The sequence below is a fragment of the Streptomyces sp. NPDC001922 genome (assembly GCF_042891165.1).
Lineage (GTDB): Bacteria > Actinomycetota > Actinomycetes > Streptomycetales > Streptomycetaceae > Streptomyces.
Genome location: NZ_JBIASV010000006.1, coordinates 258,515 through 284,817 on the forward strand (window position 1 = coordinate 258,515; position 26,303 = coordinate 284,817).

Below are 26,303 nucleotides of genomic sequence, written 5' to 3' on the forward strand. Positions count from 1 at the left end.
CGCAGACCTCTCACATCTGGTCATTTATGGAAACAGAAACGGCAGAGAGCAGCTCTCTACGCGCAATTTAGATCCGTCATTTAGATCCAGCTGACGGATCTAAGAGGAAGTTCCACGCTTTAGATCTGGACGCCGCAGCCCGTGGCGTCAATCTGAAAACGCGAGGGGCGTATGGGCGAGCAGAATGCGGCGACCATTCAGATCGTGGGGGCACTGTGTGTACAGCGGGGTACGTGCATGTTGCAGGCGTTCACTGATGCCGTCACCGTGTCCGACCACCAGGAGGTCGATATCTTCGACCCGGACACCGGTGAGGGCTACCAGCGCGCACCCGTCACGGCCCGGGTGCGCAAGGCGGCCCGGTACTACGACGAGAAGAAGGGCCGGATGCCCAATCCACTGCTCGTCAACGTCCGCAAGGTCGACATGGACGAAGAGCGGGTGGTCATCGTGGTCGACGACGACCAGGCGGGATACGAGAAAGCCGTCCTCAAAAGTGGGAACTGGATCGGCACCGGGCGTATCGAATTCACCGAGGACTTGTCGCTGTGGATCTACGACGGTCAGCACCGGGCGGGCGGGCTGAATCAGCTGCTCAGCGAACAGGTGGACTTCGAAGATTTCCCTGTTCCCATCAGTCTCACCCTGGGCCTCGACCCGGGCGAGGAGATGCGCGAGTTCTACGAAGTCAACACGAACGCCGCCAGCGTAAAGACCGATCTCGCGTGGCAGCTGTTGACCAAAATGGCCGAGGCCGATCCCGAGCTCCGTGAGATGCTAGCGGCTGAGGACAGGGACTGGATCACCCGGGCCTATGCCGTCGTTGACGAGCTGGAAAAGCTCGACGGCCCATGGCAGGGCCGGTTCCAGGATGCCAACCGGCGCAAGACCAGGGGCGACGGGGTGACCATCCCCAAGCCGCAGTTCGCTCGTTCCCTCAAGCCGGTGCTGGACATGCCGTCCTTCAGACGAGCGGATGCCGCTACCGTCGCGGCCGTCCTCAACGCCTATTGGTCGGGAATCAAGCAGGTCATGCCCGAGCCCTTTGAGGAAGCATCGGACTACGTTCTCCAAAAGGGCAACGGGGCCGTCGCGTTGCACCGTGTACTGCCCCAAGTCGTTGAAGTCGTCCGCAGCGTTGGCGGACGACTCGGCCAGCCCGGAGCGTACACGGAGGTCATGAAGGACCTTCCCACACTGGAAGGCGAGTCCGTCGACAATGACGGCCAACTGTCGACCCGCTCGGGCGCCGACTTCTGGAAGGTCGGTTCGGTTGCCTCGGGATTCAGCGGCGACGCCGGCAGGAGGCGGCTCGGCTTGTTGATCCAGAGCCGCCTGCCCTCCCCTGCGGAATCCATCCAACTCTGATAGCGCAGACAGCCCCGGAGCGACAAGGGAGTCAGATCTGAGCCCGGCAAACGGCAACGGTGGAGGACCCCGCCTTGGCGAGGGGCCTCCACCACATGGAAGGCCAGCCAGTATTTGAAATCACGCGGCACCGAAGCCCACCGGGCATCACCGCGCCTCGCAGGGGCGACCTGCCACCGTGGCGCGGCCTTGCTGTGGCGGCTCCGAGCACCGCTCCTCAAGGTCTACGGCAAATCCGACCTGCTACGCCCGCGCAATCGCACCCGTGTGGCCGGCGCAGCTTGCGCCGCGAAGATCTCCCGTCCGGTGTTCGATGGTCAGACCTCCTCCTGCTCGATCGCACGGCGCCATGCCTCTTCGAACTCCTCGGCTGTGGTTCGATCGCCTTCACTGAACTCGCCTGGCTGCAGCAACTGGTCCGTGAGCAGCGGCCCCACCGCCGGGTGGTGGTCTCGGCGTGAACTCAGCCATAGGTGACCTACGTTCGTGACCTGCCTCGCAGGTACACCATCGATGAATGCGTAATAGGCCACGCCGTCCCGGTAGTCCATCGTCTCGATATAGAGGCGAAAAAAGTCACTCACCATGGCAATTCCCTCCAACATGGATGATGCGATTCGCGGCGCCCGAGGCGAAGAGATCTCTCAGGCCGGCGCGGGCGCCGCGGAATTCCCGAGGCGGAGATCCTTCGCGAAGCTATTCGCCTGGCTGCCATGGCGCACCGTATCTGGGGCGAGGCTTTCGCCCGGCCAACCGTCGAGGGTCGTGACGGGAGGGGCCACACCACCGGCGTTCAGGGCCCTGACCTGCTGCTTCGATGGCGCCCTGCGAGTAGGGGCTCACCCGCTCCCCTAGAGCCCCTGCCGAATAACAAACAAGTTGTTAAAATCGTCGGCATGGCGACTTCACCTGCCCCGGCGAGGGCCCGGTCCGGCCCGTGTCCGTCTCCCTGCACGAAGGCACGATCGCCGCGCTCAGGGAGCGCACCGGCAAGCGCGGCATGTCCGCGTATGTCGAATCGCTCATCCAGCGGCAACTCGAACGGGACCGGCTGCGTGAGCTCATCGAAGATGCCGAGGTCGAGCACGGTCCAATCGACCCGGCAGCGGTCGAGGCCAAGCGAGCCTTGCTCCGGGGTGACGCCGGCGGATCGGCGGACGCCGCGTGAGCGGGACGCTGCTCCTCGACTGTGAAGGGCTGTCCCGGCTGGTGGTCCGCTCTCCCGAGCTCACCGAGTGGCTGGCCGCAGCCGAGGCCGAGGACATCCGGGTGGTCATCAGCTCCGTCACCCTCGTCGAGGCCCGGGATCCCCGGGTGCATCAGGCCCGTTTCGACCACGCGGTCTCCCGCGTGAACATCGTGCCGCCCACCGAGGCCATCGCCCGCCACGCGAGCAAACTGCTCGCCGCGACCGGGCTGCACGGCCACAAGTACGCACTCGACGCCCTCGTGGCCGCCACCGCCCTGGCGTCGCCCGCGCCGGTGACCGTACTGACTTCCGACCCCGAGGACCTGCCGATGTTGTGCGGTCACGGCACCCGGGTCGTGAAGATCTGACTCCCCGTCCCGGGCTCTCTGCCGGTCGGTAAGACCGCATCCATGACGCCCCGCCCCGTCTACGTCGTGAAGGGCGCGAAGCGCACCCGGGCGCTGTTGCCGCTCTCGTAGGTGACGTTCAGGTCGATGACGTGGGCCTTCGCGCCGGACGCGGGGGCGGGGGAAAACTGGGCACAGGCGTCTGCCTTGTGTTGGAGGCAGGCGTCTGCAGTCAGTTTCGTGTGCGGGTAGGTGCGTTCCAGCCAGGCCGTGAGGTCGGTGCGGGGGATGCGGAAGCGGACGTCGTACAGCGTGTCGATGCCGCTCAACATCCGGCACCGGCTGTCGCGGGCGCCCGGAGGCAGACCGTCGAGACCGGCGAAGCGCATGCCTTCGGTGCACGGGACCTTCCGGGCGATGCGGTGGTCGAGGTCCTGGTCCACCTCTCGCACCGTGTCGACGACGTACCATGTGGCGAGGGCGACGACCGCGGCGGCCGCCGCTGCGGCCCCGATCGCCACCGGGCTTCTCCTGGCCGGGCTCCGGCGCATCGGCGTCTCCTCTCTTCCCGTGCCCCCGCGGGTCTCCCCAAGCCCCCGCGGGTTTCCCCATGCCCCCCGTGGGTCGTCTCCGCGGGTCCCCGTGCCCCCGAGGGGTCTTCCCCGTGTCTCCGCTCCGCGGGTCTCCCCGTGCCCCCGCGGCCGTTCGGGAGGTCAGACGCGGTGGCGTACGGGGCGGTTCACCGCGGGCGGCGGCATGCGGTGGGCTCGGAGCCGGCCGAAGCCACACAGCGCGCTCGGAGCATGCCGGGCAGAGCCCGCCGAGCAGGGAGCCGGAGACGGCACACCGCCCCTCACCGCCGGTGCAGCTTGGCCAGTTCCGCGTTGAACTGGGCCCCGATGAGCAGGGCCAGATGGGAGAGCCAGAGCCACACCAGGAAGACGACGATCCCGGCGAGGGAGCCGTACAGCCGGCTGTAGGTGCCGACGTTCGAGGAGTAGAGGGTGAAGCCCGCGGAGGCGATCAGCCACAGTACGACGGCGAGTGCGCCGCCCAGGGCGCGGCGCCGCACCCCGCGGGTCTCGGCCGGGCCGGTACGGAACAGCACCAGGACGAGCACCGCCACCAGGCACAGCAGCAGCGGCCACTGCAGGGCGTTCCACGCCGCCGTGACCGCCACGGTGTCCAGGCCCAGGAAGGCGCCGAGGGGGCGGGCGGCCTCCCCGGTCAGGACCAGCACCAGCACGCTGGAGACCAGCAGGGCCAGCAGGAGGAGGGCGGTGAGCACGATGCGGGGCGCACGCCGCCAGACCGGGCGCTGGTCCTCCACGCCGTGCATCGCGTGCAGCGCCCGGCGGAACACGGCCAGATAGCTGGAGGCGGACCACAGTGCGCCGATCGTGCCGACGACGATCAGCAGCCAGGCGGCGGAGCTCTGGGCCGCCATGCCCTCCAGGGTGCCGCGGATGACGGACCGGGACTCGGCCGGGACGAGGCCGACGACGCTCCGGATGAGATTCTCGGTCGCCGCGCTGTCCGTCGCGCCGATCACCGAAACGGTGACGAGCAGCGTGGGGAAGACCGCGAGCACCGCGTAGTAGGTGAGCGCGGCGGCCCAGTCGGTCGCGTCCTCGTTCCACACCGCCGCAGGGGTGCGGCGCAGCGCGGTCAGGCAGTCCTCGGAGCGGGGCAGGCCGACGGGGGACGGTGTGGCGCCGGCGGTCGGGTCACTGGGCACGGTGTCTCCCGTTCGGCGGTTGCCGATGATGTCCATGCTCGTGTCCTCACGTTCGTCCGCCTCGTGGGCGCCCTGCCTGCCCCGGGTGCCCTGCCTGCCGCGCGGGCCCCTGCCCTCCGTGGGGCACCACACCTCCCCGGGGCACTCCGCCGTCCGTCGGGCGCCCGTCACCGCCGCCCGCGGCCGTCACCGTACGGGCACCCGCCGGGCGCGGGGACCGGCACGCCTCCGGCGCCGGACGCCCGGCGGGCCGTCATCCGCCGTCGCGTCCGTACCAGTCGAGGCAGACGACGAGGGCGTCGTCCTCCAGCGGGATGTCCGAGCGGTAGGTGGCGAGGTCGCGCAGCACCGCCCGGGGCACCTGCGGCGGGGGCAGCAGCCGGCTGGAGATGAGGGACCGCGCCAGGGCCCGGTCGCCGTAGTGTTCCCCGGCGGCGGACAGGGTGTCATAGACGCCGTCGCTGCCGAACAGCAGGCGGTCGCCGGTGGTCACCCGGAAGCGCTCCACGGTGTAGTGGCTGTCCCCGAACATGCCGAGCGGGAGCTGGGGCTCGAAGGTGATTCCGCTGACGACACCGTCCCGCAGCCGCCACAGCCGCGGCGACCCGGCGTCCACGACCTGCACCTCGCCGGTCGCGAGGTCGAAGGCCAGCAGCAGCACCGACACGTGGGCGGCACCCCGGTAGTGCCCGTACAGCGCCTGGTCGGCCAGTGCGGCCTGATCGGCGATGCCGAGGCCGGCCCGGCGGGCGTTGCGCAGGGCGTTGACGGCGAGGTTGGACAGGAGGGCGGCCTCGCTGCCCTCGCCCATGCCGTTGGTGACGGTGAGGGTCAGCACATCGGCGGAGGCGGACCAGTCGAAGTTGTCGCCGAAGATCGCGTAGGCGGGTTCCAGATGGGCCCCGAGGGAGAACTCGGGGCGGGCGCAGGAGTGACCGGGCAGCAGCTGCCACTGCATCTCGGCGGCGAGGGTGAGCCGGGTGGCGCGGCGCGCGAGCAGGTAGAGGTCGGTGTCCCGGTCGGCGACGAGGATCTCGTGGCCGAGGGCCTCGCAGAGGTGCCGCAGGTCCGGCAGCAGCGCGTGGACGTCGGTGCCCTCGGGCAGGGACACCGAGAGCACCCCCAGCCGGTCGCCGCGGATGGTGACCGGGAGGTGCACCGTCAGCGTCCCGGCCGTCTCCTCCGCGGTGACGAACGGCTCCTGCGCCCCGAAGGCGCGGCCCTGCGGGCTGTCGTGGACGGAGACCGGTTCGGCACGGAACGGCCCGCGCTCCACGGCCTGCAGGGTGGTGAGGCCGTAGTCGGCGAGCCGGAGGGCCACGCCGGTGGCGCCGTACCTCTCCCGGAGCGCCGCGGCCGTCACGTCGATCAGCGTGTGGGGGGCGGCGGTGCGCAGCGCACGCTCGGCTGCGGCGATTCTGTCCACATCGTCCTGCTTCTCCAGGGATGGAAACCATCCGGGCGTCGGCGTGCGAGCCGCCGGCACGTCGTCGTCCGCCCGTGCGCTTGCCATCGTAAGAGGAGGTTCCGGAACAGGCCGCTTCGCAGCCGTGCGCCGGGCCGCGGTGTCCGGGGCGGCCCGGCGCGGGGACCCGGCCACGGAACGCCGCCACCACCGGGGCCGGCGTCCTACTCCTCGACGAGCATCCGGGAGCGCAGCGAGGCCAGGGTCCGGCTCAGCAGCCGGGAGACGTGCATCTGGGAGATGCCGAGCTCGGCCCCGATGTCGGACTGGGTCATCTCCCGGCCGAAGCGCAGCTCCAGGATCTTCCGCTCCCGGCCGTCCAGCTTCTCGAGCAGCGGCTGGAGGGCGTGGAAGTTCTCCACGTTCTCCAGGGCGGGGTCGGTGTCGCCGATGCGGTCGGCCAGCGGGGTGTCGTGGCCGCTGCCGTCCTCGGCGCCGCCGGGGATGTCCAGGGATCCGGCGACGTAGCCGTTGCTGGCGATCTGCCCCTCGACGACCTCCTCGGCGGTGAGCCCCATGTGCTCGGCCAGCTCCTCGGTCGTCGGGGAGCGGCCCATCCGGCTCGACAGGTCGTCGACGGCCTTGGCCAGGTCCAGGCGGAACTCCTGGAGGCGGCGGGGGACGTGCACGGCCCAGGAGGTGTCCCGGAAGAACCGCTTGATCTCCCCCACGATGTAGGGCACGGCGAAGGTGGTGAACTCGACCTCGCGGCTCAGGTCGAACCGGTCGATGGCCTTGATCAGCCCGATCGTGCCGACCTGCACGATGTCCTCCATCGGCTCCGCCCGGTTGCGGAACCGGGAGGCGGCGAAGCGGACCAGCGACAGGTTGAGCTCGATCAGGGTGTTGCGGGCGTACTGGTACGCGTGCGTCCCCTCCTCCAGCACCGCGAGCCGGTCGAAGAAGAGCTTCGACATCGCGCGGGCGTCCTGCGGTGCCACCTTGGTGGGGTCGGTGACCAGGGGCAGGCCGACATCGGGGGCCGCCGGCGGCGGTCCGGCCTCGCCGGGGGCGCCGAACCCGTCCGCGCCGGGTGCGTCGAGTGCGTCGAGTGCGTCGGGGGACGTCCCGGTGGGCGCGTCGAGCGCCTCGGGGGCCGTGCCGGTGGGCGCGTTCAAGGCCATGGTGTTCATCAGTCTCTCCCGCATAGCAACTGTTGTCGTACGACACCATTGCCCCTGCCCGTCCGCCGGAGGGTCACACTCCACGATCCGGAGGAATTTCCCACCACCGACCACCTGCCGCCACCTGCGAGGACGCCAGACCCCGGAAGCGGGAACCGGCCCCTCGCGCCCCACGGGCACCACCGGAACCGACCGGGAAAAACCTTTGCATGACGGCAACCATCGGGGGCACACGGCTGCTCGGACGACGATGCACCGGCTGTTCGGAGGTTGATGAAGATGGTTCCCCTGCTCCTCGTACTGCTCCTCGCCCTGATCCTCTTCGGCGCCGGGTTCGCGCTCAAGGCCCTGTGGTGGATCGCCGTCATCGTGCTGGCGGTCTGGCTGCTGGGATTCGTCATCCGGCCCGCCGCCGGCGCGGGCGGCCGCAGGGGCCGGTGGTACCGCTGGTGACGTGGGATCCGGCGGGCCGTACCCCCTGACGACGCGCCGGACGGGAAGGGCCGTGGGGCCACCGGATCGACCGGTGGCCCCACTGCTGTGCGCTCCGGCCGACCCGCATCTCGCCGCCCACCTCTCAGGTGGGCAAGTAGCGGGCCGGCTGTTGCCAGCAAAGAATATGTGGGTACTATTTTATCGATGACCCAACATGCCGCCGCCGAGACACGAAGAATCCAGGTCGCCGAAGCGCTACTGGCCACGGTCGCCGAGCGAGGACTGATGCGGACCACCCTGACGGATGTCGCGGCCGCGGCAGGGGTGTCGGTGGGCTTGGTGCAGCGCTATTTCCGCTCCAAGGACGAACTGCTGCGGTTCGGGTTCGACTACGTCTGCCGACGTACGCAGGAGCGGGTGCACCGAGTCCCGATCGTGCTTCCGGTCCGGGAGGTCGTCGTTGCGCTGATGGAGCAGATCCTGCCGCTGGAGCCCGAGCGGGAGAAGGAGTTGGGCGTCTGGCTGAGCTTCGTCCAGGCCTCGCTCACCGATCGGGAGATGGCCGCGATTCACCAGGCGAGGGTCACCGAGCTGATCGACGGCCTCACCGAGGCCTTCGAGGGGGCTCAACGAGCCGGGGAGCTCGAGCTCGACCTCGATGTCAGGGCCGAGGCCGCGGCATTGGTGGCTTTCGTGGACGGGCTGTGCCTGCATCACGCGGCCACCAGCACCTTCGACGCCGCGAGTTCGCGTGCGGCACTGCGGGCGTACGTCGATCGAACGTTCGACCGAGGCGGGGAAGGATGACGCCCGCGCTCGCGCTGGGGCTGACGGGGCTCAGCCTGCTCGACAGCACCAGTTCCGGAACGCTGCTGATCCCCAGGCAGCTCACCGGCGGGGTCCTCGCCGGATCTTGCGTGGTCACGGTTGTCCCGGCCGCGGCCTGGCCACCAACGCGGTCGTCAACCTGTTGATCGGCGGATCGTGATGTCCGGCCGGCTTCCGGATCCGCGCCCTGCGTCAGGGCATCTCGGCCTCGCCCGGCGTGCCCGGCACTTCCCCACCGCATTCATGCACGGATTGTTTTCCAGGAGGAAGTTTGATGAACATGCCTGACCGCCGCGCCGTTCTGGCAGGTCTGACCGTCGGCGCGGTGGGTGGCCTCGCCCCTGACGGTGCCGGCGGCTGGGCCGCGCCCCGGCCGGCCGCCGCAGCGACGCCCGCCACCTGCCCGCCGCTGATGCCGGGGGACAAGGTCGGCCGCCGCGACACCCGATACCCCGATCTGGTCGCCAGGGGCACCAACCAACGGTTCCGCGCCGAACCGGACTACATTCACCTGGCCTCCTCCACCGACCAGGTCGTCGCCGCGGTCACCCAGGCGGTGAGAGCCGGGAAACGCATCGCCGTACGCAGCGGTGGAGGCTGCTTCGCCGACTTCGTCGACAACCCCGGCACCGAGGTCATCATCGACCTGGCCGGGATGACCGGCCTTTGGTACGACCCCGCCCGGCGGGCGTTCGCGGTCGAACCGGGCTTACAGCTCGGGGAGCTGTACCGGCGGCTGTTCCTCGGGTGGGGGGTGACCGTCCCGCTCGGCAGCTGCCCTGAGGTCGGGGCGGGCGGGCACATCATGGGCGGTGGGCACGGCGCGATGTCCCGGCTGCACGGGCTGGGCGTCGACCACCTGTACGCCGTCGAGGTCGTGACCGTCGACGCCTCGAACCGGGTACGGGTCACCGTGGCCACCCGTGAGCCCCACGATCCCAACCGCGACCTGTGGTGGGCGCACACAGGAGGCGGCGGCGGCAATTTCGGCGTGGTGACCCGCTACTGGCTGCGGACACCCGGTGCGGCCGGCGACGACCCGCAGCACCTGCTGCCGCGCCCGCCCGCGCGGGTGCTGGACTTCCAACTGCTGTGGAAATGGGACCAGCTCGACCACGCATCGTTCACCCGGCTGGTACGCCGGCACGGCCGATGGCACGCCGCCAACAGCGCGCCTGGTTCCCCCGGCACCGCCCTGCACAGCGCGCTGCTGCTGTTCGGGACCAAGCTCGGCGCGGTCATCGTGAAGGGTCAGGTGGTCGGCCCGCAGGCCGAGCGCACACTGGACGGTTACGTCGCCGCCCTCACCGCGGGCACGAGCGCACCGCATCACCTCGAGCAGGCGTACCGGCCCTGGCTCGAGAACCAGACGTCGGCGGGCGACAGTGAGGCGATTCTCGGCTCCCGCTTCGTCGTCAAGACCGGGTATCTGCGCGACCGGTTCACCGACGCGCAGATCCAGGTGTTGTGGCAGGCCCTGTCCGCCGAGCCCGAAGCCGGTCCGCAGGGCGCGGTGTGGCTGGTCTCCACCGGTGGCAAGGTCAATGCCGTCCGCCCCGGCGATACCGCCGTCGCGCAACGCGCCTGTGTACTCAAGGCCATCTTCACCGCGTCCGGCTCGTCGGCCGAGGACGACGCCGCGCATCAGAAGTGGGTACGCGACCTCTACCAGAAGGTGTACGCCACAACCGGTGGCGTACCACCGCATGACGCGCGCAACGGCGGCTGTTACATCAACTATCCCGACCCCGATCTGGCCGACCCCGAACAGAACACCTCCTCCGTGCCCTGGCACACCCTCTACTACGGGGAGAACTACGCCCGGCTCCAACGTGTGAAGCGGACGTGGGATCCACGAAACCACTTCCGGCACGCCCTGTCGGTACGGCCGTCCGACTGAGCCGGGCACTCCTCCTGACACCCCTCATCGTCAGGTGGCGTGGCCTTCCGCAAGGCCGCACCGGCCGGAGAGTCCTTTCGCCGGACCACCCGAGATCGACTGGGCCACCCGGACCGGGCCACCCGCCTGGCAACAGCCCGGCTCAACGCCCGGGCCCGGCCATGGACATGGGGCAGACCCGCTCCACCCACCCGCCGGTTCCGACGCCGATATGCGTACGCCCTTTCAGTGGCGCCCGTGCCGACGGGCCGCCGCACCGCCCGGCCCCGCCCCGGCGTCCGGAGCGGCGCTCAGCGGTTGGGCAGCTTCACGACGGTGACGAAGAACGCGTCGATCTGCCGGATGGCGGCGATGAACTGGTCGAGGTCGACCGGCTTGGTGACGTAGGCGTTGGCGTGGAGCTTGTAGCTGCGCAGGATGTCCTCCTCGGCCGAGGAGGTGGTGAGCACGACCACCGGGATGTGGCTCAGGTCGTCGTCGGACTTGATGCGCTCCAGCACCTGCCGGCCGTCGTACTTCGGCAGGTTGAGGTCGAGCAGGATCAGATCGGGGCTCGGGGCGTCGGTGTGCTCGCCGCGCCGGTAGAGGAAGTCGAGGGCCTCCAGACCGTCGCGCACCACGTGCAGCGTGTTGCCGATCTTGTTGTCCTCGAAGGCCTCGCGGGTCATCAGCTCGTCGCCGGGGTCGTCCTCGACGAGCAGGACCTCGATGGGATGGGCAGCGGTCATACGGTTCCTTCCAGGGCGTTCGGGCCGGCCGGGACGGCGACGGCATGGGAGTCCCCTCCGGTGTCCTCGGACGGCGCGGAGGTGAGGCCGGGGAGAGTGAAGCAGATCCGCGTGCCCACGTCCCGGCCGGTGTCGACCCAGATGCGTCCCCCGTGGTGCTCGACGATCTTCTTGCAGAGGGCCAGGCCGATGCCGGTCCCACCGTAGGTGTCCCGGCCGTGCAGCCGCTGGAAGATCACGAACACCTTGTCCGCGAACTCCTCCGGGATGCCGATCCCATTGTCCTCGACGGTGAACCGCCAGCCGGAATCCGCCTCGCTCTCGCAGCTGATGCGCACCACCGGCGGCCGGTCCGGGTCGCGGAACTTGAGGGCGTTGCCGACGAGGTTCTGCCACAGCATGGCCAGCAGCATCGGGTCCCCGGTGATCCGCGGGAGCGCCGCCGGCCGCTCGACCTCGGCGCCCGACTCCTCGACCGCGGCGCCCAGGTTGGCCAGCGCCTTGTCCAGGGGCCGGGCCAGGTCGACCTCCTCGTCGGCGTCGTTCAGCCGGCCCACCCGGGAGAAGGTGAGCAGGTCGTTGATGAGCACCTGCATCCGCTTGGCGCCGTCCACGGCGAAGGCGATGTACTGCGTGCCCCGCTCGTCCAGCTGGTCGCCGTAGCGCTTGTCGATCAGCTGGCAGAACGAGGCGACCTTGCGGAGCGGCTCCTGGAGGTCGTGCGAGGCGACGTAGGCGAACTGCTCCAGCTCCGCGTTGGACCGGCGCAGCTCCATCGTCTGCGCGTCCAGGTCCGCGGCCTGCCGCTCCAGCAGGTCCTGCTGGGCGTGGGAGGTGGCGAGCTCCGCGACGATCCGCTGGCGCATCTCCTCGACGACCTGGCCCACCTCGTGGATGTCCCGGGGGCCGTGCGCGGGGATGCGGTGGTCGAAGTCACCGGCGGAGACCCGGCGGGAGGCGGTGCGCAGCGCACCCAGCGGTCCGGCGACGGCGATGTGCATCAGTACGGCCAGCGCCACCCCGGAGAGCAGGAACACGGCGAGCATGGCGGCCAGGGCGCCGTCGCGGACCGATTCGGACCGCTCGACCCGGGCCCGGGTCTCCGCGCGCAGCTCGTCCAGATGGCGGTTCTGCTCGCTGAACCGGATGCGGACGCGGTCGAAGGACCGCTTGCTCTGCTCGATCCGCTCGCGGTCCGGCTTCTCGTCCCGGCGGACCGCCGCGATCAGCGGCTCGGCCTGGTCACGGCGCCAGTCGCGGGCCGCCGCGATGACCCCGTGGAGGTCCCGGGCCAGCCGGGGGTCGTTGCCCACCAGCGACTCGATCCGGCGGACCGCCGCCCGTTCCGTCGCCCGGCCGCGGTCGTACGGCAGCAGGAACTGCCGGTCCCGGCTGAGCAGATAGCCGCGGACGCCGGTCTCCTGGTCCACCAGGGCGGTCTGCAGGCGGAGGGTGGACGCCCGCGCCGGGGAGATCCGGTCGACCAGCCGGTCGGTGGCCTCGCCGGTCCGGTTCAGCAGCGCCGCGCCGACACCCGCGCAGGTCAGCACCAGCACGGCCATCGCCGCTATCAGGACGTGGATCCAGGACTGCACCGTGAGCCGCTGGTGGAAGCGGACCTTCGGGGCGCGGGCGGCGGGGCCCGCGGGCGCCGGTTCCTGCTCGGTCATCAGGTCTCGTTCCATTCGAGGTGCACCACGGCGACATCGTCCGCGAGACCGCCGCCGGGGGCGGCGATCGTCTCGACGCCGGAGATCACGGCGTCGACGAAACGGGGTCCGGGCAGGTGGGCATGGGTGCGGGCCAGTGCGGTCAGCCCGTCCTCACCGAGCCGGGCGGAGCCGGTCGCGGAGGTACGGCCCTCGAACAGCCCGTCGGTGAACAGCATCAGCGCGCCCTGCTCCGGCAGCCGGAGCTCCTCCTCCTGCCAGTCGGCCGCCCCGGGGATCAGCCCCAGCGCCGGCCCGCACTCGGGCTCCACGAGATCGACCACCGGCTCGGACCCGCGCGGCCCCGACATGCTGCGGAGCAGCAGTCCGGGGTGGCCCGCGCGCAGCACCCGGACCCGGCGCCGGTCCGGCTCCAGGGCGAGCGTGCTCACCGTGGCGAACAGCTCCGGGCCGGACCGCTCGGCGGTCAGGATGCGTTCCAGCTGACGCAGCAGGTCGGGGCCGGTGACGCCGGTGAGCACCAGGGTGCGCCAGGCGATGCGCAGGCAGACCCCGAGGGCGGCCTCGTCCGGCCCGTGGCCGGAGACGTCGCCTATCACGGTGTGGACGACGCCGTCCCCCGACTCCACCACGTCGTAGAAGTCGCCGCCGAGCAGGGCCTGGGACCGGCCGGGCCGGTAGCGGGTCACCACCTCGACGTCGGCCGTGTCCAGCAGGGGCGAGGGCAGCAGGCCGCGTTCCAGCCGCGCGTTCTCCTGCGCCCGCAGCCGTTCGGCCTGGAGGTCGGCCGCCGCCTGCTCGGCCTGCTTGCGCTGGATCGAGTAGCGGAGCGTCCGCCCGAACAGATCGGGCTCCACCCGCCCCTTGACCAGGTAGTCCTGGGCGCCGGCGGTCACCGCCGCCAGTCCCGCGCCCTCCTCGGCCAGCCCGGTGAGCACCACCACAGGGGTCCGGGGAGCGGCCTGGAGGACCCGGGCGAGGCCGCCGAGCCCCTGGGCGTCGGGCAGGTGCAGATCCAGCAGGACGCAGTGCGGCCCGCCCGCCGTGAGCGCGCGGCAGGCGTCCCCCACGGACTGGACCCACTGCAGCCGGGCCGGCACCCGGCTGTCCGCCAGCAGCTCCTCCACCAGCAGCGCGTCGCCCGGGTCGTCCTCGACCAGCAGCACCACCAGCTCGCCGGGATCCGCGTCCGGATCCGCGCCGGGCTCCTCGCCCGGCGGGCGGACGGTCAGCTCCGCCATGTCCATCTCCACCCCCACACTCCGTCGCGGGGTCTCCTTCCGCCGGAGCCCGTCGACCTCGGTTCTCCGTCCCCGACAGGGCGTACGCGCAGTGTTCTGCGGCGAGGCCGACCGAGGGGCAGTCCGTTGTCCGGGCGCAACGATATCCGGGACGCCGCCGGGCGCGAGAGCCTTGGTTCCGGCCTCACGGTCTGCCATGCCAGTCGAGGCAGAGGACGAGGGCGTCGTCCTCGGGGCGGGGCGGCCGTCCGCAGTGGCCCGCGAGTTCCTGGAGCAGGGCCCGGGGGACCTGGGACGCGGGCAGCAGCCGGGTGCTCGTCACGGCTCGTGCGAGCGCCCGCTCGCTGTAGCGCTCGCCGGCGGGCGACGCCGCCTCGCACACTCCTTCGCTGACGCACAGCAGCCGGTCGCCGGGCAGCACCCGGGCGTACTGCGCCTGGTAGATGGTGTCCTCGAACATCCCCAGCGGCAGCTGCGCCTCGAACTCCAGCGGCTCCACCACGCCGTCGCGCAGCCGCCAGACGCGGGGCGATCCGGCGTCGACGACCTCGATCCGCCCGGTGGCCAGCTCGAACCGGAGCAGCAGCACCGACAGATGGGCCGCGCCGCGGTGCTGCCCGTAGACCGCCTGGTCCGCCAGGCACGCCTGGTCGACGAGGCCGAGCCCGGCCCGGCGGGCGTTGCGCAGGGCGTTGACGGCGAGACCGGTCAGCAGGGCCGCCTCGATGCCCTCCCCGGTGCCGTTCGCCACGGTCAGGGTGAGGTGGTCGGCGGAGGTCGACCAGTCGAAGGTGTCGCCGAAGACGGCGTACGCGGGTTCGAGCTGCGCCCCGAGGTCGAACTCCGGCCGCGAGCACGCCTGGCCCGGCAGCAGCTGCCACTGCATCTCGGCGGCGAGGGTGAGCCGGTCGGCGCGGCGGGCCCGCAGGTACAGATCGGTGTCGCGCGCGGCCACGACGATCTCCCGGCCGAGGATCTCGGAGATGTCGCCGAGCTCGCTCAGCACCTCCGGCGAGTACCGGGCCCCGGGCAGGGTGACGGTCAGGACGCCCAGCCGGTCGCCGCGCACGGTCACCGGCAGATGGGCGGTGACGACGGGCGGGGTGCCGCCGGCCGAGACCTGGGGCCGCTGGGCGCCGAAGGCCCGGCCGGGGGTGCTGGCATGCACGAACAGCGGTTCCGCGGCGGACGGGAGGACGTCGACCTGCCGGAGGGTGGTCGCCCCGTAGTCGGCCATGAGCAGGCTGACGGCGGTGGCCGCGTAGTGCTTCACCAGGGTGGCCCGGACCACGTCCGGAAGTTCGTGGGGGGCGGCACCGCGCAGGGCGCGCTCCACAGCCGCAAAGCTGTCCACCGTTCGACGATCGCTTTCTGCGTGTGCTGCTGTCCGAGAGGTCTGCAAAGGGGAGGCAAAGCACGTAACGGCCCCCGGGGCTGACAAGGGCGATCCGGGGTGTCAGAGTTGGGCATGTGAATCCCGCACCATCCCCCCGACGCGCTCGCGATGCCGCTCACGCCGCCCGTGAGGTGATCGAGTTGCTCGAGGTCCTGTGGGAACGCGGCCGGGACGCGGTGTCGTCCACCCCCGTCTCCCCCTCACAGCTGCGGGTGCTGTACATCCTGGACCGCGACGAGGGCATCAACCTCCGCACGCTCGGAGAAGTCCTGGGTTCGGCCCCGTCCTCGGTCAGCCGGCTGTGCGACCGCCTGCAGGCACTCGGGTTCGTCGAGCGCGCTCCCAGCCCGGTGAGCCGGCGGGAGCTGGAGCTGTGGCTGACCGGCCGCGGCAAGTCGTACCTCCGTGACCTCCGGGCCCGGCGCGAGGAGGCACTGCTCGCCGTCATCGGCGGCATGTCCCCCACCGCCCGGAAGGGCTTGGTCGAGGGGCTGACCGGCTTCCGCTCGGCGGTCGAGGACGCGACGCCCGGACACGGCGCCGACGTACCGGGCCGGGACGCGCAGTCGGCCTGACCGCCGCGTCCGGTGAAGCGGCCCACCCGCCGGTCCGCGCTGCCCGTCACCGCCTGCACCTCCCCTTCGTCTCGCGGTCCGCGCCCTCCCCCGGCGCGGGTGCGGGCACGTCGGAGCGACGCGGTCCCGCCGGAGCAAGATTGTTGCCTCACGGACACAGTTGTCAAATAGAAAGAGTTTGCCAACGTGCTGCCGCGGACCGGCGGCGGCGGCGCCGTGACCGGCCACGGGACCCCGTCCCGGGCAGCGCCCCGCCCGCTCCGGTAGCGGGCCCTCCGGCCGGGTGCCAGGGTGGTGATGCTGGGTGATCGGCGTCAGGAGAGGTCCATGACTGATACGGAGGTCGTCGTCGAGCGGCGGATCGCGGCGCCCGTCGACCGGGTCTGGGACGCGCTGACCGACCTGGAGTCGGCCCCGCGCATCCTCAGCGGTGTGGAGCGGGTCGAGGTGCTCACCCCGGGGCCGTTCGCCGAGGGCACCCGGTGGCGCGAGACCCGGCGGATGCTCGGGAGGGAAGCCACCGAGGAGATGTACGTCACGGCGTGCGAGAAGCCGGAGAGCTTCGTCGTCGAGGCCGACTCGCGGGGTGCCCACTACACGTCCGCGTTCGAGCTGAGCCGGGAGGGCGCGGACGCGACGACGGTGCGCATGACGTTCACGGCCCGTCCGCCGGGCGGCTTCGCCGGGGTGCTGACCAAGCTCTTCGGCGGGCTCGGCGCCAAGTCGGTGAGCCAGTCGATCGAGAAGGACCTCGCGGAGGTCGCCGCGTCGGTGGAGCGGCCCGAGCCCGAACCCGGCCCCGGACCCGAGGCCTGAGGCCTGAGCGGGGCGGCCCCCGGGGAGGGGCGGAACGGCCCCGGCCGCCGCGGCCCGCGGAAGACCTGCACGTGGCTGCGCCGGACCACCGGACAGCAGGCGCCGGCGGGCGGTGTCGGTGCGGGCGCCTAGGCTCCGCAGCATGAACTACGCAGACCTGCGCGAACTGCGGACCGCGCTGAGCTCGGCCAGTGACATCGCGTTCGCCCTGGAGGCCGACCCGTCCGGCGACCAGGCGGCCGCCCTCGTCGACGCGCTGCGCCGGGCGCTCGCCGCGGCCGGCGCGCTGTCCGGCGAACACGGCGCCACGGGCTGCTCCCAGCACCCCCGCGGCGCGGTGGACCCGCTGTACGGGGACCCGGAGGACCCGCTGCCGCCCGGCTACGGCAAGTGCCTGCTGTGCAACGACCGCCGACGGCGGGCGAGCACCCAGCGGCACGGCCGCCACTGAGCCGCCTTGCCCTGCGAACCGTGAACGTCCACGAGCGGCTGGATCGCCTCTGCCTCACCCCTCGGCGGCACGTCCACGCGATGGATGTGCGCGATCAGGGGCCCGTGCGCCGGTCGGACACCGCATCCAGCTGCCGGAAGACTCTGCTCCCACCGGTGAACGCGCACGTGATCGCAGAGTGCGGAACCCCGACTCGAGGGCACGGACCACGTGATCGGCAGCGGTTCTCAGGGGTGCGGAACCACTGCTACGGGGCAGGGGGCGTGGTGCAGGGCGGCGTGAGCAGCCGATCCGATACGGCCACCGACGGGCGAGCGGCGTACCCGGCGTCCGAGGACGAGCAGTTGTGCCCGGGTGGCGGCCGACAGCAGCACCTGTCCGGCACTTCCCAGTTCCACGTGCGGGATCACCGTGACGTCGGGGTGCTTCTCCCGCCACGGCTTCACTGCCTGTTCCAGCGCTTGCCTCTCGAACGGCTCCAGCCCGCCGGCTTCGTCGGCCAGACGCATCGATCCGGGGCTGTAGGCGAAGACGGGTGGCAGGCTCCAGGCTCGCACGGCCCGCAGGGTCGCGCCCCGTGCGGCGGCAGCCTCGAAGGCGAACCGGAGAACGTGGTCGCTGTCCTCTCGGTCGCCTTGCTGGCCGACGACGACCTCTGCCCCCTGTGTCGCGCCCGAGTCCCTCTCGGGGGCACGGACGGAGACCACAGGGCAGGCGGATGCCGCGATGATCTGCTGCCCGTAGGAGCCGAGCAGGAAGCCGGCGATGGCCCCGTGCCCGCGGGAGCCGAGTACCAGCATGTTCGCCCGCTCGGCTTCGGAGAGCAGGGCGGCAACCGCGGTGTCCGGTACCAGTTCGGCGGTGACCTGCGTGTCCGGGTATGCGGTGGCCACGCGCGTCTCGGCCTCCCGCAGAACGGCATGGGCGGACCGGCCCTGCGCTTCCCTGTCCTGGACGATCGGCGCGTCCCGGTCCTGCCAGATCCAGGCATGCACGATGCGAAGGGGCAGCGCCCGGAGTGCGGCTTCGCGGGCTGCCCATTCCGCAGCGGCCAAGCTCTCGGGCGATCCGTCCACTCCTGTGACGATGGCACGGGTCATCAAGGGGGTGCCTCCACGGTCTCGACAGGGCCAGTCGCTGCAGCCGAAGTGCTCAGTCCAGCATGGGCCATGCACAGGGCGACATGGCCGTGCTCCCCGGAATCTCGATCATCTCGGCTCGAACTCGACGCCGCAGTGGCTCTGCCACTGCGTTGATCGGAACAGGCCCGAGTCCCGCGGGATCCGTCGCCCGGATCCGGGACGCTGCTCTTGCGGCCTTCGTCGCCGGGCCGGCTGCGGACCACCAGGGCCGGGAAGGCGGGCGGGTCCGGCAGACCTGCGACGATCACGCCGGGCCGGCCGTCGATGGGGTCGTCCGCGGAGGTCCTGGGCGAACGCCAGGCCGGCGCCACGCGCGACGCCATGCGGATTCATCGGTGGTGGCGTTCACCCGCGAAGCTGCTCTCGCCGTGCGCCACGTGCCCTCGAACGGTCGTCTCCGGCTGTGGAGCCGACCGCGCAGATCTTGTCGGGGCGGGTCCTCGGCGGGCGAAACGGAGGCGGCTTGCCCGGGCACCGCCTCGGTGCCGCCCGTATGGCGAGCCGCGGGAGGGGACGAGAGGCGGCGCGGCACGCGCCGGCGCCGCCCCGTCCGAGGTCAGTGCTGCTGGGTCGACCAGAACTCGTCGAACGAGAGCAGGCCGTCGCCGTCGCCGTCGGCGCTGTTGATCACGGCCTGGGCCACGGTCTCGGTGACGAAGGGGTCGCCGAGCTGAGCCATCACGCTCTTGTACTCGGTGGCCGAGATCAGGCCGTCCTTGTTCACGTCGTACCGGTCGAACGCGCGCCGTGCCTCGTCGATGTCCGCCACTGGTCCACCCCTTCGGTGTCTTCTTGCTGACGCGCACAGATTATCCGCTCCCCGTTCCGGCCCCCGGGGGCCGGTGCGGCACTACCATCCGCCGGATGACCAAGACTTTCGGGGAGCCACCAGGGTGACCGAGACCTTCGGGGAGTTACTGACCGCCGCGGCCCGCGGAGAGTTCCCGCCGTCCGACGGCTCGGCGACGGTCCTGCCGCAGCCGAACGAACGGGACGCGGGTGTCCTCTCCCTCAGCGCGCACGCCGTGATCTTCACGGACGAGGAGCCGGAGTGGATCCGGGAGACGCTCGCGGCCGCACCGGGCGACCCCCTGGCCGCCGCACTGAGCCCGTTCTTCCTCACCGCCCTCACCGCCCGTACCGGCCGGGCGGTCGGCAACACCGATCTGCTCACCGTCGCCGGCCCGCTGCCCGGCGCACCGCCCCTGCCGCTCACCCGGATCGAGGACCGGGAACACCCCCGGGTGGTCCGCGCCCTGGCCTTCCGGGACGACGTCCGGGTCTGGTCGGCCGACGGCGGCGTGCTGGTACTGGGCCGGGGAGTCGCCGGACGGTGGGAGGCGGCGGTCGAGGTGGATCCCGTCGCCCGCGGCAGGGGCCTGGGCCGGGCCCTCGCCCTGGCCGCCCGTCACCTGGTGCCGGAGGGCGGCCCGCTCTGGGCCCAGCAGGCACCCGGCAACGCCACGAGCGTCCGGGCGTTCCAGGCCGCCGGGTACCGGCCGGTCGGTGCCGAGGCACTGCTGGCCCCGGCCGACGGCGCCTGAGGCCTGTCCGGCACATCCCGCCTGCCCGGCGGTGCCGGACAGGCCCCAGCGGAGAGCCGGGGCGTCAGCGGAAGATGCCCGTGTGCCCGAGCGAGTACCGGCCCGGCTGGGGATAGACGGCCAGGCCGTGCGGGCCGCCACCGACCGGGATGCGCGCCAGCTGCTTCCCGGTGCGGGTGTCGATCGCGTACACCTCGGAGTCGTACCGGCCGGAGAGCCACAGCACCTTGCCGTCGGCCGAGACGCCGCCCATGTCGGGGCTGCCGCCGTCCGGCAGCCGCCACTTCTCCGTCAGCTTGCGGGAGGCGAAGTCGTAGAGGGAGACCGTGCCCTCGCCGCGGTTGGAGATGTACATCGTCCGGGAGTCCCGGCTGACGTAGAGCCCGTGCGCGCCCTTGCCGGTGGGCAGCAGCTTCGGCGTGGTGAACCGGTCGCCGTCGAGGACCCAGACGCCGTGCGCCATCATGTCCGCGATGAACCAGGTCCGCCCGTCCGGGGAGATCTTGACGTCCTGGGGCATCGCGCCCCGGAAGGGCAGCCGCTGCTGTCCGATCACCTTCATCCGCTCGGTGTCGACCTTGAGCAGTTCCCCGGAGAACTCGCAGGAGACGACGAAGTACCGGCCGTCGGCGGAGAAGTCGGCGTGGTTCACGCCGTAGCAGGAGACCGGCACCTTCTTCTTCACGGCCATGGTGTGCGGGTCGCGGAAGACCAGCTCCCGGTCGAGGGAGGCCATCACCACCGCGTACCGGCCGTTGGGCGTGAAGTAGAGGTTGTACGGGTCGTGCACGTCGACGGGCTTGCCCGCCCTGCCGGTGGCCGGGTCGATCGGGGTCAGGGTGTGGCCGCGGTTGTTGTTCACCCAGAGCGTCCTCAGATCCCAGGACGGCACCACGTGCTGCGGCTGGACCCCGACCTTCAGGGTGTCGACCACCTTGTAGGTCTTCGGGTCGATGACCGACACGGTGCCGGAGTTGGTGTTCGGCACGTAGACCCGGGACGGGAAGTCCTTCACCACCGGGGAGAGCCGGCCGGGCCGGTCGGCGGCGTAGACGTCCCGCGGGTCGAGCACCGGCGGCATGCCGGGCAGCCCGGTCGCCGCGGCGCGGGCGGCCCGGGCGGAACCGCCGGGGGACGGGGAGCGGGTGCCGTCGACGGCGGTGCGGCTGCCGGCGGAGCCGGTCGAGCAGCCGGCGGCGGCGAGAGCCGCGGCGGCGAGCAGCAGGGTGGCGCGGACGAGGCGGGATCTCACGCGGCCCATTGAAGGCCAGCCGGTGCGACATGACCGCTATTGAGTGGAATGAGAGGCCATGCGTGTCACCGTCACACAGAGTAGCCGCGATCAAGGAATCGTATGGCTGTTACACCATTCTCCGACGTTTGCGAGGCCGACGGCGCGAGCAGCCTTTGATCGTTGAAGTTTCTATCGCTCATATGGGTCAATACCGGGATATGAACCTTTGGCTGGCGGCACCCCGTCTGCCATAGTCATCAGCGACGCGCCACCCCATTGACCCGGGCACGGTCGTCTCGCTCCGCCGTGGACACACCCCCTCGCTCCCGGCGGAGAACGAAGAGGCTCCCGCCGCCGTCGCACGACGACGCACCGGGGGCCTCTTCGTACATCCGGGGCAGAGTGGCGGCGACGGACCGGACAGCCCCCTCGCGCCCCTCCGGAACCGGCAGAACCGGCACCCCCAGGCCTGACCGACCGCAGGGCACACGGACACGAACAGTCCGGCGGCCAGGCCCGGTGACCGGGGCTCAGCGGTCGGTGACCCGCATCTCGAACCAGGTCGTCTTGCCCCGGGGCAGCAGGTCGACGCCCCACCGGTCGGAGAGCTTGTCCACCAGGAACAGCCCGCGGCCACTGGTGTCCATCTCACGCACCGGCATCAGGCAGGGCAGACCGCGCGAGGGGTCGCGGACCTCGATCCGGATCCAGCCGCGGCGGCGCAGCATCCGCAGCCCGAAAGTGCGGGCGCCGGTGTGCCGTACGGCGTTGCCGACGAGTTCGGAGACCAGCAGCACGGCGTGCTCGGCGAGCTGGGCGGAGAGCGCCCAGTGCCGCAGCACGACCGCCTGGGTCAGCCGGCGCGCGGTGGCCGCGGATTCGGGGAGGGACGGCAGCCGCACCTCGTCGACCGTCGGATCGCCGACCGTTTCGAGCGCCTGCACCGCCCGCTCGTCCGCCACGGACGGCACCCACCGCACCGCGGTGGTGCCGGTGCGCCGCCGCGGCTGTTCCACTCCCTCGAGGCCCGCCATGCCCTCCATCATGGCCGTCCGGAAGGGATCACGGGGCGGAACCAAGGGATTACTTTGAGTGGATCACGTGCCTGCGCGCACCGCCCGGGGCATGTGCCAGCGGCAGGAGCGACCCCCGAATTCCGGCCCGACCTGCACTGACACCCTGCATGCAGCCGGTCGCTGTGCGTTCCGGGCCGGATGCGCCTTAAGGCTGATTTAAGGCGCGGCCGGTCCCCCGGACGAGTTCCCCGGAGGCGCCACAGGGTGACGCTTCCGCCGCCGCGGGGGACCAACACACCGGACATCAGCGGAACTTGGCCTTGCCCGGCCCCTCTTCCACGAAGCTGCGCATACCGGTCTCCCGGTCCTCGGTGGCGAACAGGCCCGCGAACCAGTTCCGTTCGACGGCGAGGCCGGAGTCGATGTCCGTCTCCAGCCCGACGTCGACCGACTCCTTCGCGGCCCGCAGCGCGATGGCCGGGCCCTGGGCGAGCTTCGCGGCCCAGGCGTGCGCCTGCTCGTACACCTCACCGGCCGGGACGACCCGGTCGACCAGTCCGATGGCCAGCGCCTCGTCCGCCTTCACCTGGCGGCCCGTGAAGATCAGGTCCTTGGCCCGGGACGGGCCGACGAGCCGGGACAGCCGCTGGGTGCCGCCCGCGCCCGGGATCAGCCCGAGCAGGATCTCCGGCTGGCCGAGTTTGGCGTTCTCCGCGGCGATGCGGATGTCGGCGCAGAGCGCCAGTTCGCAGCCGCCGCCGAGGGCGTACCCGGTGACGGCGGCGACCACCGGCTTGGGGATCCGGGCGACGGCCGTGAACGAGTCCTGCAGGGCGCGGGACCGGGCCACCATGGCCGGGTGGTCCATGGCCTGCATCTCCTTGATGTCCGCGCCGGCCGCGAACACCTTCTCCCCGCCCCAGAGGATCACCGCGCGGATGTCGTCCCGCCGGGTCGCCTCCTCGGCGAGCTCCTTGAGCCGGTCCTGGGTGGCGATGTCCAGTGCGTTCATCGGCGGGCGGTCGAGCCGGATGGTGCCGACGCCGTCGGCGACCTCAAGATGCACAGTCATGCCCGCAGGTTAACGGCCGGGCGCCGGGGGGTCTCCCCCCGGAAGGGGGCGGACGCCGACGGGCCCGGTGCCGCCGGAGACCGGCGGCGCCGGGCCCGCCACGGGAGTTCGGGCGCTACTGCGGCGCCTTCCACTCGTCCCAGTCCATGTTCCAGCCGTTGAGGCCGTTGTCCGGCGCGATCTCCTTGTCGTCGGAGTTCTTCACGACCACCACGTCGCCGAGGATCGACTTGTTGAAGAACCAGGCGGCCGGGGTCCCGTTGTCGCCACCGCCCCGGATGTCGGAGAGACCGACGCAGCCGTGGCTGGCGTTGACGCTGCCGAACACCGACGACCCGGCCCAGTAGTTGCCGTGGAGGAAGGTTCCGGAGTTGCTGAGCCGCATCGCGTGCGGCACGTCCTTGATGTCGTACTCACCGCCGAAGCCGACCGTGTCCCCGTTCATCCGGGTCACCTCGTGCTTCTCGCTGATCACCATCGCACCGTTGTAGGTGGTGGTCGCCGGGGCGCCCGCGGTGATCGGGATCGTCTTGATCACCTTGCCGTCGCGCTCGACGGTCATCGTTTTCTTCTTGGCGTCGACGGTGCTCACCTGGCTGCGGCCGATGGTGAACTTCACCTTCTTCACCTGCTTGCCGTAGACCCCCGGCCGGCCCTCGACCCCGTCGAGGTTCAGACTCAGCGTCACCTCGGTGCCGGGCTTCCAGTACTTCTCCGGACGGAAGTCCAGCCGGTCGTTGCCGAACCAGTGGCCCTCGACGGGCACCGCCGGCGAGGCCTTCACCTTGACGGCCCGCTCGACGGCGGCCGGGTCGGTGATGCCCCGGCTGAACCGGATGGAGACCGGCATGCCCACGCCGACCTCGGCGCCGTTCTCCGGCGTGTAGTGGCCGACGAAGGTGTTCTTCGGCACCAGCGTGGTGAAGCTGGAGTGCTCGGCGGACTGCCGTCCCTCGGAGTCCTCGGCGACCGCGTCCACGGTGTACTCGGTCGACGCGGCCAGGTGCCCGGTGGGCTTCCAGAGCTTTCCGCCCTCGGTGACCTTCCCGGCGATCCGATTGCCCTTGGAGTCCCGGACCTTGACCGAGCTGAGCCGGCCCTTCTCGGCGGTGACCTCGAGACCGTCGCTGGTGTCCACGTCCTTGGCGCCGTCCTTGGGGGCGATGCCGACCACGGCCTCGGACCGCTTCGAGCCGTCGTCGCCCCCGCCCTTGCCGTCGTCCGCCCCGGCGCCCGGGCCGCACCCGGTCACGGCCAGCAGAAAGGCCCCGCTCACCACTGCGAGCAGGGCCCTGGCCCCCTGCCGACTCCGCCGAACGCCCGGCGCCCCCGATATCGGCTGCACGTTCACTTGGTTCTCCCCTCGCACGGGCCCCGGTACGGCCCGCCACGCTTCCCCCGCACGCGCAAAAGGGCGCGCACGCTGCTAGATAACCACACCGCCGTGGAAGAGAAATCCCCGTGAAGGTCACGGATCAGTCCCAAGTCGGCCGGGCGTCCGGCGGATGCGCGGGGGTACCCGTGGGCGGCGGTGCGGGGCTTCGCAGGGAGAGACGGCGGGAAGGCGGACTCCGTTCCGTGCGGGGCGGTTTCGGCAGTGGAGAGCGGTACGGGCGGTTCCGTGGCGGGTCCGTGCGGAACCGTGTCTCCGAGGCCCTCGGTACAGGACGCCTCAGCACGGACGCCCCGGCACAGGACGCCCCAGCACAGGACGCCTCAGCGCAGGGCCGAGCCCGCCCGCCACTGCTGCCAGGGCATGTTCCAGCCGCCGAGGCCGTTGTCCGGGGCGACCGTGCGTTCGGCGCTGCGCACCACTTCCACCACATCGCCGATCAGCGAACTCTCGTAGAACCAGCGGGCGGGCGTCGGGGCGCCGCCGCCCCGCACATCGCGCAGCGAGATGCAGCCGTGGCTGGTGTTGGCCACGCCGAACGTGCTGGGCGGGGCCCAGTAGTTGCCGTGCAGGAAGGTCCCCGAGGTGGTCAGCCGCATGGCGTGCGGCACGTCCTCGATGTCGTACTCGCCGCCGAAGCCGACCGTGTCCCCGTTCATCCGGGTCACCTCGTGCCGTTCCATGATCACCATCCGTCCGTTGTAGGTCGGGTTGGCCGGTTCGCCGGCGGTGGCCGGCAGCGTCGCGGCCCGCCGGCCGTCGCGCCACACGGTGAGCGTGTGCGCGGCCGCGTCCAGCCGGCTGACCTGGCTGCGGGCCACGGTGAACCGCACCGTCTTGTGCTGCACGCCGAACACCCCCGGCGCGCCCTGCACATCCCGCAGCCGCAGCCGGACGGAGACCTCGGTGCCGGGCCTCCAGTACGCGCGCGGCCGGAAGTCCAGCCGCCGGCCGCCGAACCAGTGCGCCGCGACGGCGACCGGGGGCCGCGCGGTCACCCGGATCCCGCGCTCGACCGCCGCGCGGCGGGTGACGGGCCGGTTGAACTCGAACGACACGATCATGCCGGTGCCGGCCAGGGACCGGTGCTCCGGCCGGAAGTAGCCGATGAACCGGTGCCGGGGCACGAACGTGGTGAAGGTGGTGTGCCGGGCGGTGCGGCGGCCATGCCGGTCGACCGCCACCGCGTCCACGGTGTACCGGCCGCGCAGCCGGAACCGGCCGGCCAACGGGCGCCAGCGGCGGCCGTCCCCGCTGATGCGCCCGGCGACGGGCCGGTCCCGGGCGTCCCCCGTCCGGACCACCCGGACCCGCTCCAGCCGGCCTTCGGACACCGTGACCCGCACCGGCGACCGGGGCCGGACCCCCCGGGCGCCGTCCAGCGGCGTGACGGCGATGACGGGGCGGTCCGCGGACAGCGGCCGTTCCCTCAGGGCGGTGCCCGACTGGCCGCACGCGGCCGCCGCCACCAGCAGGGCGGCCGTGCCGAGCCCCGCAGCCGCGCGCCATAGGCGCCTCGCAACCTTTTCCACGCGGAGCCCAACGATCGCACCCCCGTGAGGGAAACGAACGTGAGGCCGGACGCCGGTGTGAGGGCGGGCCCCCGAGCGGGCAGAACAGGGGGAAGGACC

The 26,303-nt window shown here is 71.6% G+C and carries 26 protein-coding genes; 10 read left to right on the plus strand and 16 right to left on the minus strand.

Features of this window, described 5'->3' with window-relative positions; all coding sequences use genetic code 11:
- Positions 1–171 precede the first annotated feature (171 nt).
- Positions 172–1,368, plus strand: coding sequence for a DGQHR domain-containing protein (locus tag ACFYYR_RS13020; protein WP_388850912.1), 1,197 nt, complete (start codon positions 172–174; stop codon positions 1,366–1,368).
- Between the two features lie 317 nt (positions 1,369–1,685).
- On the opposite strand, the gene ACFYYR_RS13025 is transcribed toward ACFYYR_RS13020, so the two are convergent.
- Complete coding sequence (locus ACFYYR_RS13025; RefSeq protein WP_388850915.1) at positions 1,686–1,955, minus strand: hypothetical protein; 270 nt, start codon at positions 1,953–1,955, stop codon at positions 1,686–1,688.
- Between the two features lie 350 nt (positions 1,956–2,305).
- On the opposite strand from ACFYYR_RS13025, the gene ACFYYR_RS13030 reads away from it, so the two are divergent.
- Positions 2,306–2,536: a hypothetical protein gene (locus tag ACFYYR_RS13030; RefSeq protein WP_388850918.1), complete on the plus strand. Its 231-nt coding sequence runs from the start codon at positions 2,306–2,308 to the stop codon at positions 2,534–2,536.
- Entirely contained in the window at positions 2,533–2,925 is a 393-nt protein-coding gene (locus ACFYYR_RS13035) for a type II toxin-antitoxin system VapC family toxin (protein WP_388850921.1), read from the plus strand. Before ACFYYR_RS13030 ends, ACFYYR_RS13035 begins: the two co-directional genes overlap by 4 nt.
- A gap of 59 nt (positions 2,926–2,984) precedes the next feature.
- Here ACFYYR_RS13035 and ACFYYR_RS13040 read toward each other — a convergent pair whose 3' ends face one another.
- From ACFYYR_RS13040 to ACFYYR_RS13055, 4 genes are all read right to left on the minus strand, one after another.
- The gene (locus tag ACFYYR_RS13040; protein ID WP_388850924.1) at positions 2,985–3,425 is read right to left on the minus strand and encodes a hypothetical protein; all 441 of its coding nucleotides are present in this window, start codon (positions 3,423–3,425) and stop codon (positions 2,985–2,987) included.
- 332 nt (positions 3,426–3,757) lie between these two features.
- Positions 3,758–4,678, minus strand: a complete 921-nt coding sequence (locus tag ACFYYR_RS13045) for a YihY/virulence factor BrkB family protein (RefSeq protein WP_388850928.1) — start codon at positions 4,676–4,678, stop codon at positions 3,758–3,760.
- A 217-nt stretch (positions 4,679–4,895) separates the two neighbouring features.
- Positions 4,896–6,068 carry a PP2C family protein-serine/threonine phosphatase gene (locus ACFYYR_RS13050; protein WP_388850931.1) on the minus strand — a complete coding sequence of 391 codons (1,173 nt, stop codon included), beginning with the start codon at positions 6,066–6,068 and terminating at the stop codon, positions 4,896–4,898.
- Positions 6,069–6,271: 203 nt separating this feature from the next.
- Entirely contained in the window at positions 6,272–7,243 is a 972-nt protein-coding gene (locus ACFYYR_RS13055; protein WP_388851387.1) for an RNA polymerase sigma factor SigF, read from the minus strand.
- Positions 7,244–7,510: 267 nt separating this feature from the next.
- Between ACFYYR_RS13055 and ACFYYR_RS13060 the strand changes: the two genes are divergently transcribed.
- The 3 genes from ACFYYR_RS13060 (at position 7,511) to ACFYYR_RS13070 (ending at position 10,394) form a co-directional block, all read left to right on the plus strand.
- Positions 7,511–7,684 carry a hydrophobic protein gene (locus ACFYYR_RS13060; protein WP_388851390.1) on the plus strand — a complete coding sequence of 58 codons (174 nt, stop codon included), beginning with the start codon at positions 7,511–7,513 and terminating at the stop codon, positions 7,682–7,684.
- A 186-nt stretch (positions 7,685–7,870) separates the two neighbouring features.
- Positions 7,871–8,473 (plus strand): TetR/AcrR family transcriptional regulator, encoded by a 603-nt coding sequence (locus ACFYYR_RS13065; RefSeq protein ID WP_388850934.1) that lies wholly within the window; start codon positions 7,871–7,873, stop codon positions 8,471–8,473.
- A gap of 295 nt (positions 8,474–8,768) precedes the next feature.
- The gene (locus ACFYYR_RS13070) at positions 8,769–10,394 is read left to right on the plus strand and encodes an FAD-binding oxidoreductase (RefSeq protein WP_388850937.1); all 1,626 of its coding nucleotides are present in this window, start codon (positions 8,769–8,771) and stop codon (positions 10,392–10,394) included.
- Between the two features lie 290 nt (positions 10,395–10,684).
- Here the strand turns inward: ACFYYR_RS13070 and ACFYYR_RS13075 are convergent, their stop codons facing one another.
- From ACFYYR_RS13075 to ACFYYR_RS13090, 4 genes are all read right to left on the minus strand, one after another.
- Positions 10,685–11,122: a response regulator gene (locus ACFYYR_RS13075; RefSeq protein ID WP_388850940.1), complete on the minus strand. Its 438-nt coding sequence runs from the start codon at positions 11,120–11,122 to the stop codon at positions 10,685–10,687.
- Positions 11,119–12,792, minus strand: a complete 1,674-nt coding sequence (locus ACFYYR_RS13080; protein WP_388850943.1) for an ATP-binding protein — start codon at positions 12,790–12,792, stop codon at positions 11,119–11,121. Before ACFYYR_RS13080 ends, ACFYYR_RS13075 begins: the two co-directional genes overlap by 4 nt.
- Positions 12,792–14,033, minus strand: a complete 1,242-nt coding sequence (locus ACFYYR_RS13085) for a PP2C family protein-serine/threonine phosphatase (protein WP_388850946.1) — start codon at positions 14,031–14,033, stop codon at positions 12,792–12,794. The genes ACFYYR_RS13080 and ACFYYR_RS13085 overlap by 1 nt, the downstream gene beginning before the upstream one ends.
- A 184-nt stretch (positions 14,034–14,217) precedes the next feature.
- A complete protein-coding gene (locus ACFYYR_RS13090) occupies positions 14,218–15,387 on the minus strand; it encodes a PP2C family protein-serine/threonine phosphatase (RefSeq protein ID WP_388850949.1) in 1,170 nt (389 codons plus the stop codon).
- Positions 15,388–15,560: 173 nt separating this feature from the next.
- Between ACFYYR_RS13090 and ACFYYR_RS13095 the strand changes: the two genes are divergently transcribed.
- The 3 genes from ACFYYR_RS13095 to ACFYYR_RS13105 all read left to right on the plus strand — a co-directional run bounded on the left by ACFYYR_RS13095 (position 15,561) and on the right by ACFYYR_RS13105 (position 17,271).
- Entirely contained in the window at positions 15,561–16,004 is a 444-nt protein-coding gene (locus ACFYYR_RS13095; RefSeq protein WP_388850952.1) for a MarR family winged helix-turn-helix transcriptional regulator, read from the plus strand.
- A 327-nt stretch (positions 16,005–16,331) separates the two neighbouring features.
- On the plus strand, positions 16,332–16,820 hold the full coding sequence (locus ACFYYR_RS13100; RefSeq protein ID WP_388850955.1) for an SRPBCC family protein: 489 nt from the start codon (positions 16,332–16,334) through the stop codon (positions 16,818–16,820).
- Positions 16,821–16,962: 142 nt separating this feature from the next.
- The gene (locus ACFYYR_RS13105) at positions 16,963–17,271 is read left to right on the plus strand and encodes a hypothetical protein (RefSeq protein ID WP_388850958.1); all 309 of its coding nucleotides are present in this window, start codon (positions 16,963–16,965) and stop codon (positions 17,269–17,271) included.
- 227 nt (positions 17,272–17,498) lie between these two features.
- Here ACFYYR_RS13105 and ACFYYR_RS13110 read toward each other — a convergent pair whose 3' ends face one another.
- Both ACFYYR_RS13110 and ACFYYR_RS13115 read right to left on the minus strand, forming a co-directional pair.
- Complete coding sequence (locus tag ACFYYR_RS13110) at positions 17,499–18,371, minus strand: universal stress protein (protein WP_388850961.1); 873 nt, start codon at positions 18,369–18,371, stop codon at positions 17,499–17,501.
- A gap of 598 nt (positions 18,372–18,969) precedes the next feature.
- Positions 18,970–19,182, minus strand: a complete 213-nt coding sequence (locus ACFYYR_RS13115; protein ID WP_388850964.1) for an EF-hand domain-containing protein — start codon at positions 19,180–19,182, stop codon at positions 18,970–18,972.
- Between the two features lie 124 nt (positions 19,183–19,306).
- On the opposite strand from ACFYYR_RS13115, the gene ACFYYR_RS13120 reads away from it, so the two are divergent.
- Positions 19,307–19,957, plus strand: coding sequence for a GNAT family N-acetyltransferase (locus tag ACFYYR_RS13120; protein WP_388850967.1), 651 nt, complete (start codon positions 19,307–19,309; stop codon positions 19,955–19,957).
- 64 nt (positions 19,958–20,021) lie between these two features.
- Here ACFYYR_RS13120 and ACFYYR_RS13125 read toward each other — a convergent pair whose 3' ends face one another.
- From ACFYYR_RS13125 to ACFYYR_RS13145, 5 genes are all read right to left on the minus strand, one after another.
- Positions 20,022–21,209: a PQQ-binding-like beta-propeller repeat protein gene (locus ACFYYR_RS13125; protein ID WP_388850970.1), complete on the minus strand. Its 1,188-nt coding sequence runs from the start codon at positions 21,207–21,209 to the stop codon at positions 20,022–20,024.
- A gap of 512 nt (positions 21,210–21,721) precedes the next feature.
- Positions 21,722–22,225, minus strand: a complete 504-nt coding sequence (locus ACFYYR_RS13130; protein ID WP_388850973.1) for an ATP-binding protein — start codon at positions 22,223–22,225, stop codon at positions 21,722–21,724.
- 286 nt (positions 22,226–22,511) lie between these two features.
- Positions 22,512–23,279: an enoyl-CoA hydratase/isomerase family protein gene (locus ACFYYR_RS13135; RefSeq protein ID WP_388850976.1), complete on the minus strand. Its 768-nt coding sequence runs from the start codon at positions 23,277–23,279 to the stop codon at positions 22,512–22,514.
- Positions 23,280–23,394: 115 nt separating this feature from the next.
- A complete protein-coding gene (locus tag ACFYYR_RS13140) occupies positions 23,395–24,630 on the minus strand; it encodes an Ig-like domain-containing protein (protein ID WP_388850979.1) in 1,236 nt (411 codons plus the stop codon).
- Between the two features lie 365 nt (positions 24,631–24,995).
- Positions 24,996–26,204, minus strand: coding sequence for an Ig-like domain-containing protein (locus tag ACFYYR_RS13145; RefSeq protein WP_388850982.1), 1,209 nt, complete (start codon positions 26,202–26,204; stop codon positions 24,996–24,998).
- Positions 26,205–26,303: the final 99 nt, after the last annotated feature.

Coding starts and splice junctions, on each gene's coding strand:
- ACFYYR_RS13070 (WP_388850937.1), top strand. CDS start 8,769: ATGAACATGCCTGACCGCCGCGCCGTTCTGGCAGGTCTGACCGTCGGC.
- ACFYYR_RS13135 (WP_388850976.1), bottom strand. CDS start 23,279: ATGACTGTGCATCTTGAGGTCGCCGACGGCGTCGGCACCATCCGGCTC.
- ACFYYR_RS13080 (WP_388850943.1), bottom strand. CDS start 12,792: ATGACCGAGCAGGAACCGGCGCCCGCGGGCCCCGCCGCCCGCGCCCCG.
- ACFYYR_RS13060 (WP_388851390.1), top strand. CDS start 7,511: ATGGTTCCCCTGCTCCTCGTACTGCTCCTCGCCCTGATCCTCTTCGGC.
- ACFYYR_RS13085 (WP_388850946.1), bottom strand. CDS start 14,033: ATGGCGGAGCTGACCGTCCGCCCGCCGGGCGAGGAGCCCGGCGCGGAT.
- ACFYYR_RS13110 (WP_388850961.1), bottom strand. CDS start 18,371: ATGACCCGTGCCATCGTCACAGGAGTGGACGGATCGCCCGAGAGCTTG.
- ACFYYR_RS13100 (WP_388850955.1), top strand. CDS start 16,332: ATGACTGATACGGAGGTCGTCGTCGAGCGGCGGATCGCGGCGCCCGTC.
- ACFYYR_RS13105 (WP_388850958.1), top strand. CDS start 16,963: ATGAACTACGCAGACCTGCGCGAACTGCGGACCGCGCTGAGCTCGGCC.
- ACFYYR_RS13075 (WP_388850940.1), bottom strand. CDS start 11,122: ATGACCGCTGCCCATCCCATCGAGGTCCTGCTCGTCGAGGACGACCCC.
- ACFYYR_RS13025 (WP_388850915.1), bottom strand. CDS start 1,955: ATGGTGAGTGACTTTTTTCGCCTCTATATCGAGACGATGGACTACCGG.
- ACFYYR_RS13045 (WP_388850928.1), bottom strand. CDS start 4,678: ATGGACATCATCGGCAACCGCCGAACGGGAGACACCGTGCCCAGTGAC.
- ACFYYR_RS13020 (WP_388850912.1), top strand. CDS start 172: ATGGGCGAGCAGAATGCGGCGACCATTCAGATCGTGGGGGCACTGTGT.
- ACFYYR_RS13065 (WP_388850934.1), top strand. CDS start 7,871: ATGACCCAACATGCCGCCGCCGAGACACGAAGAATCCAGGTCGCCGAA.
- ACFYYR_RS13130 (WP_388850973.1), bottom strand. CDS start 22,225: ATGGCGGGCCTCGAGGGAGTGGAACAGCCGCGGCGGCGCACCGGCACC.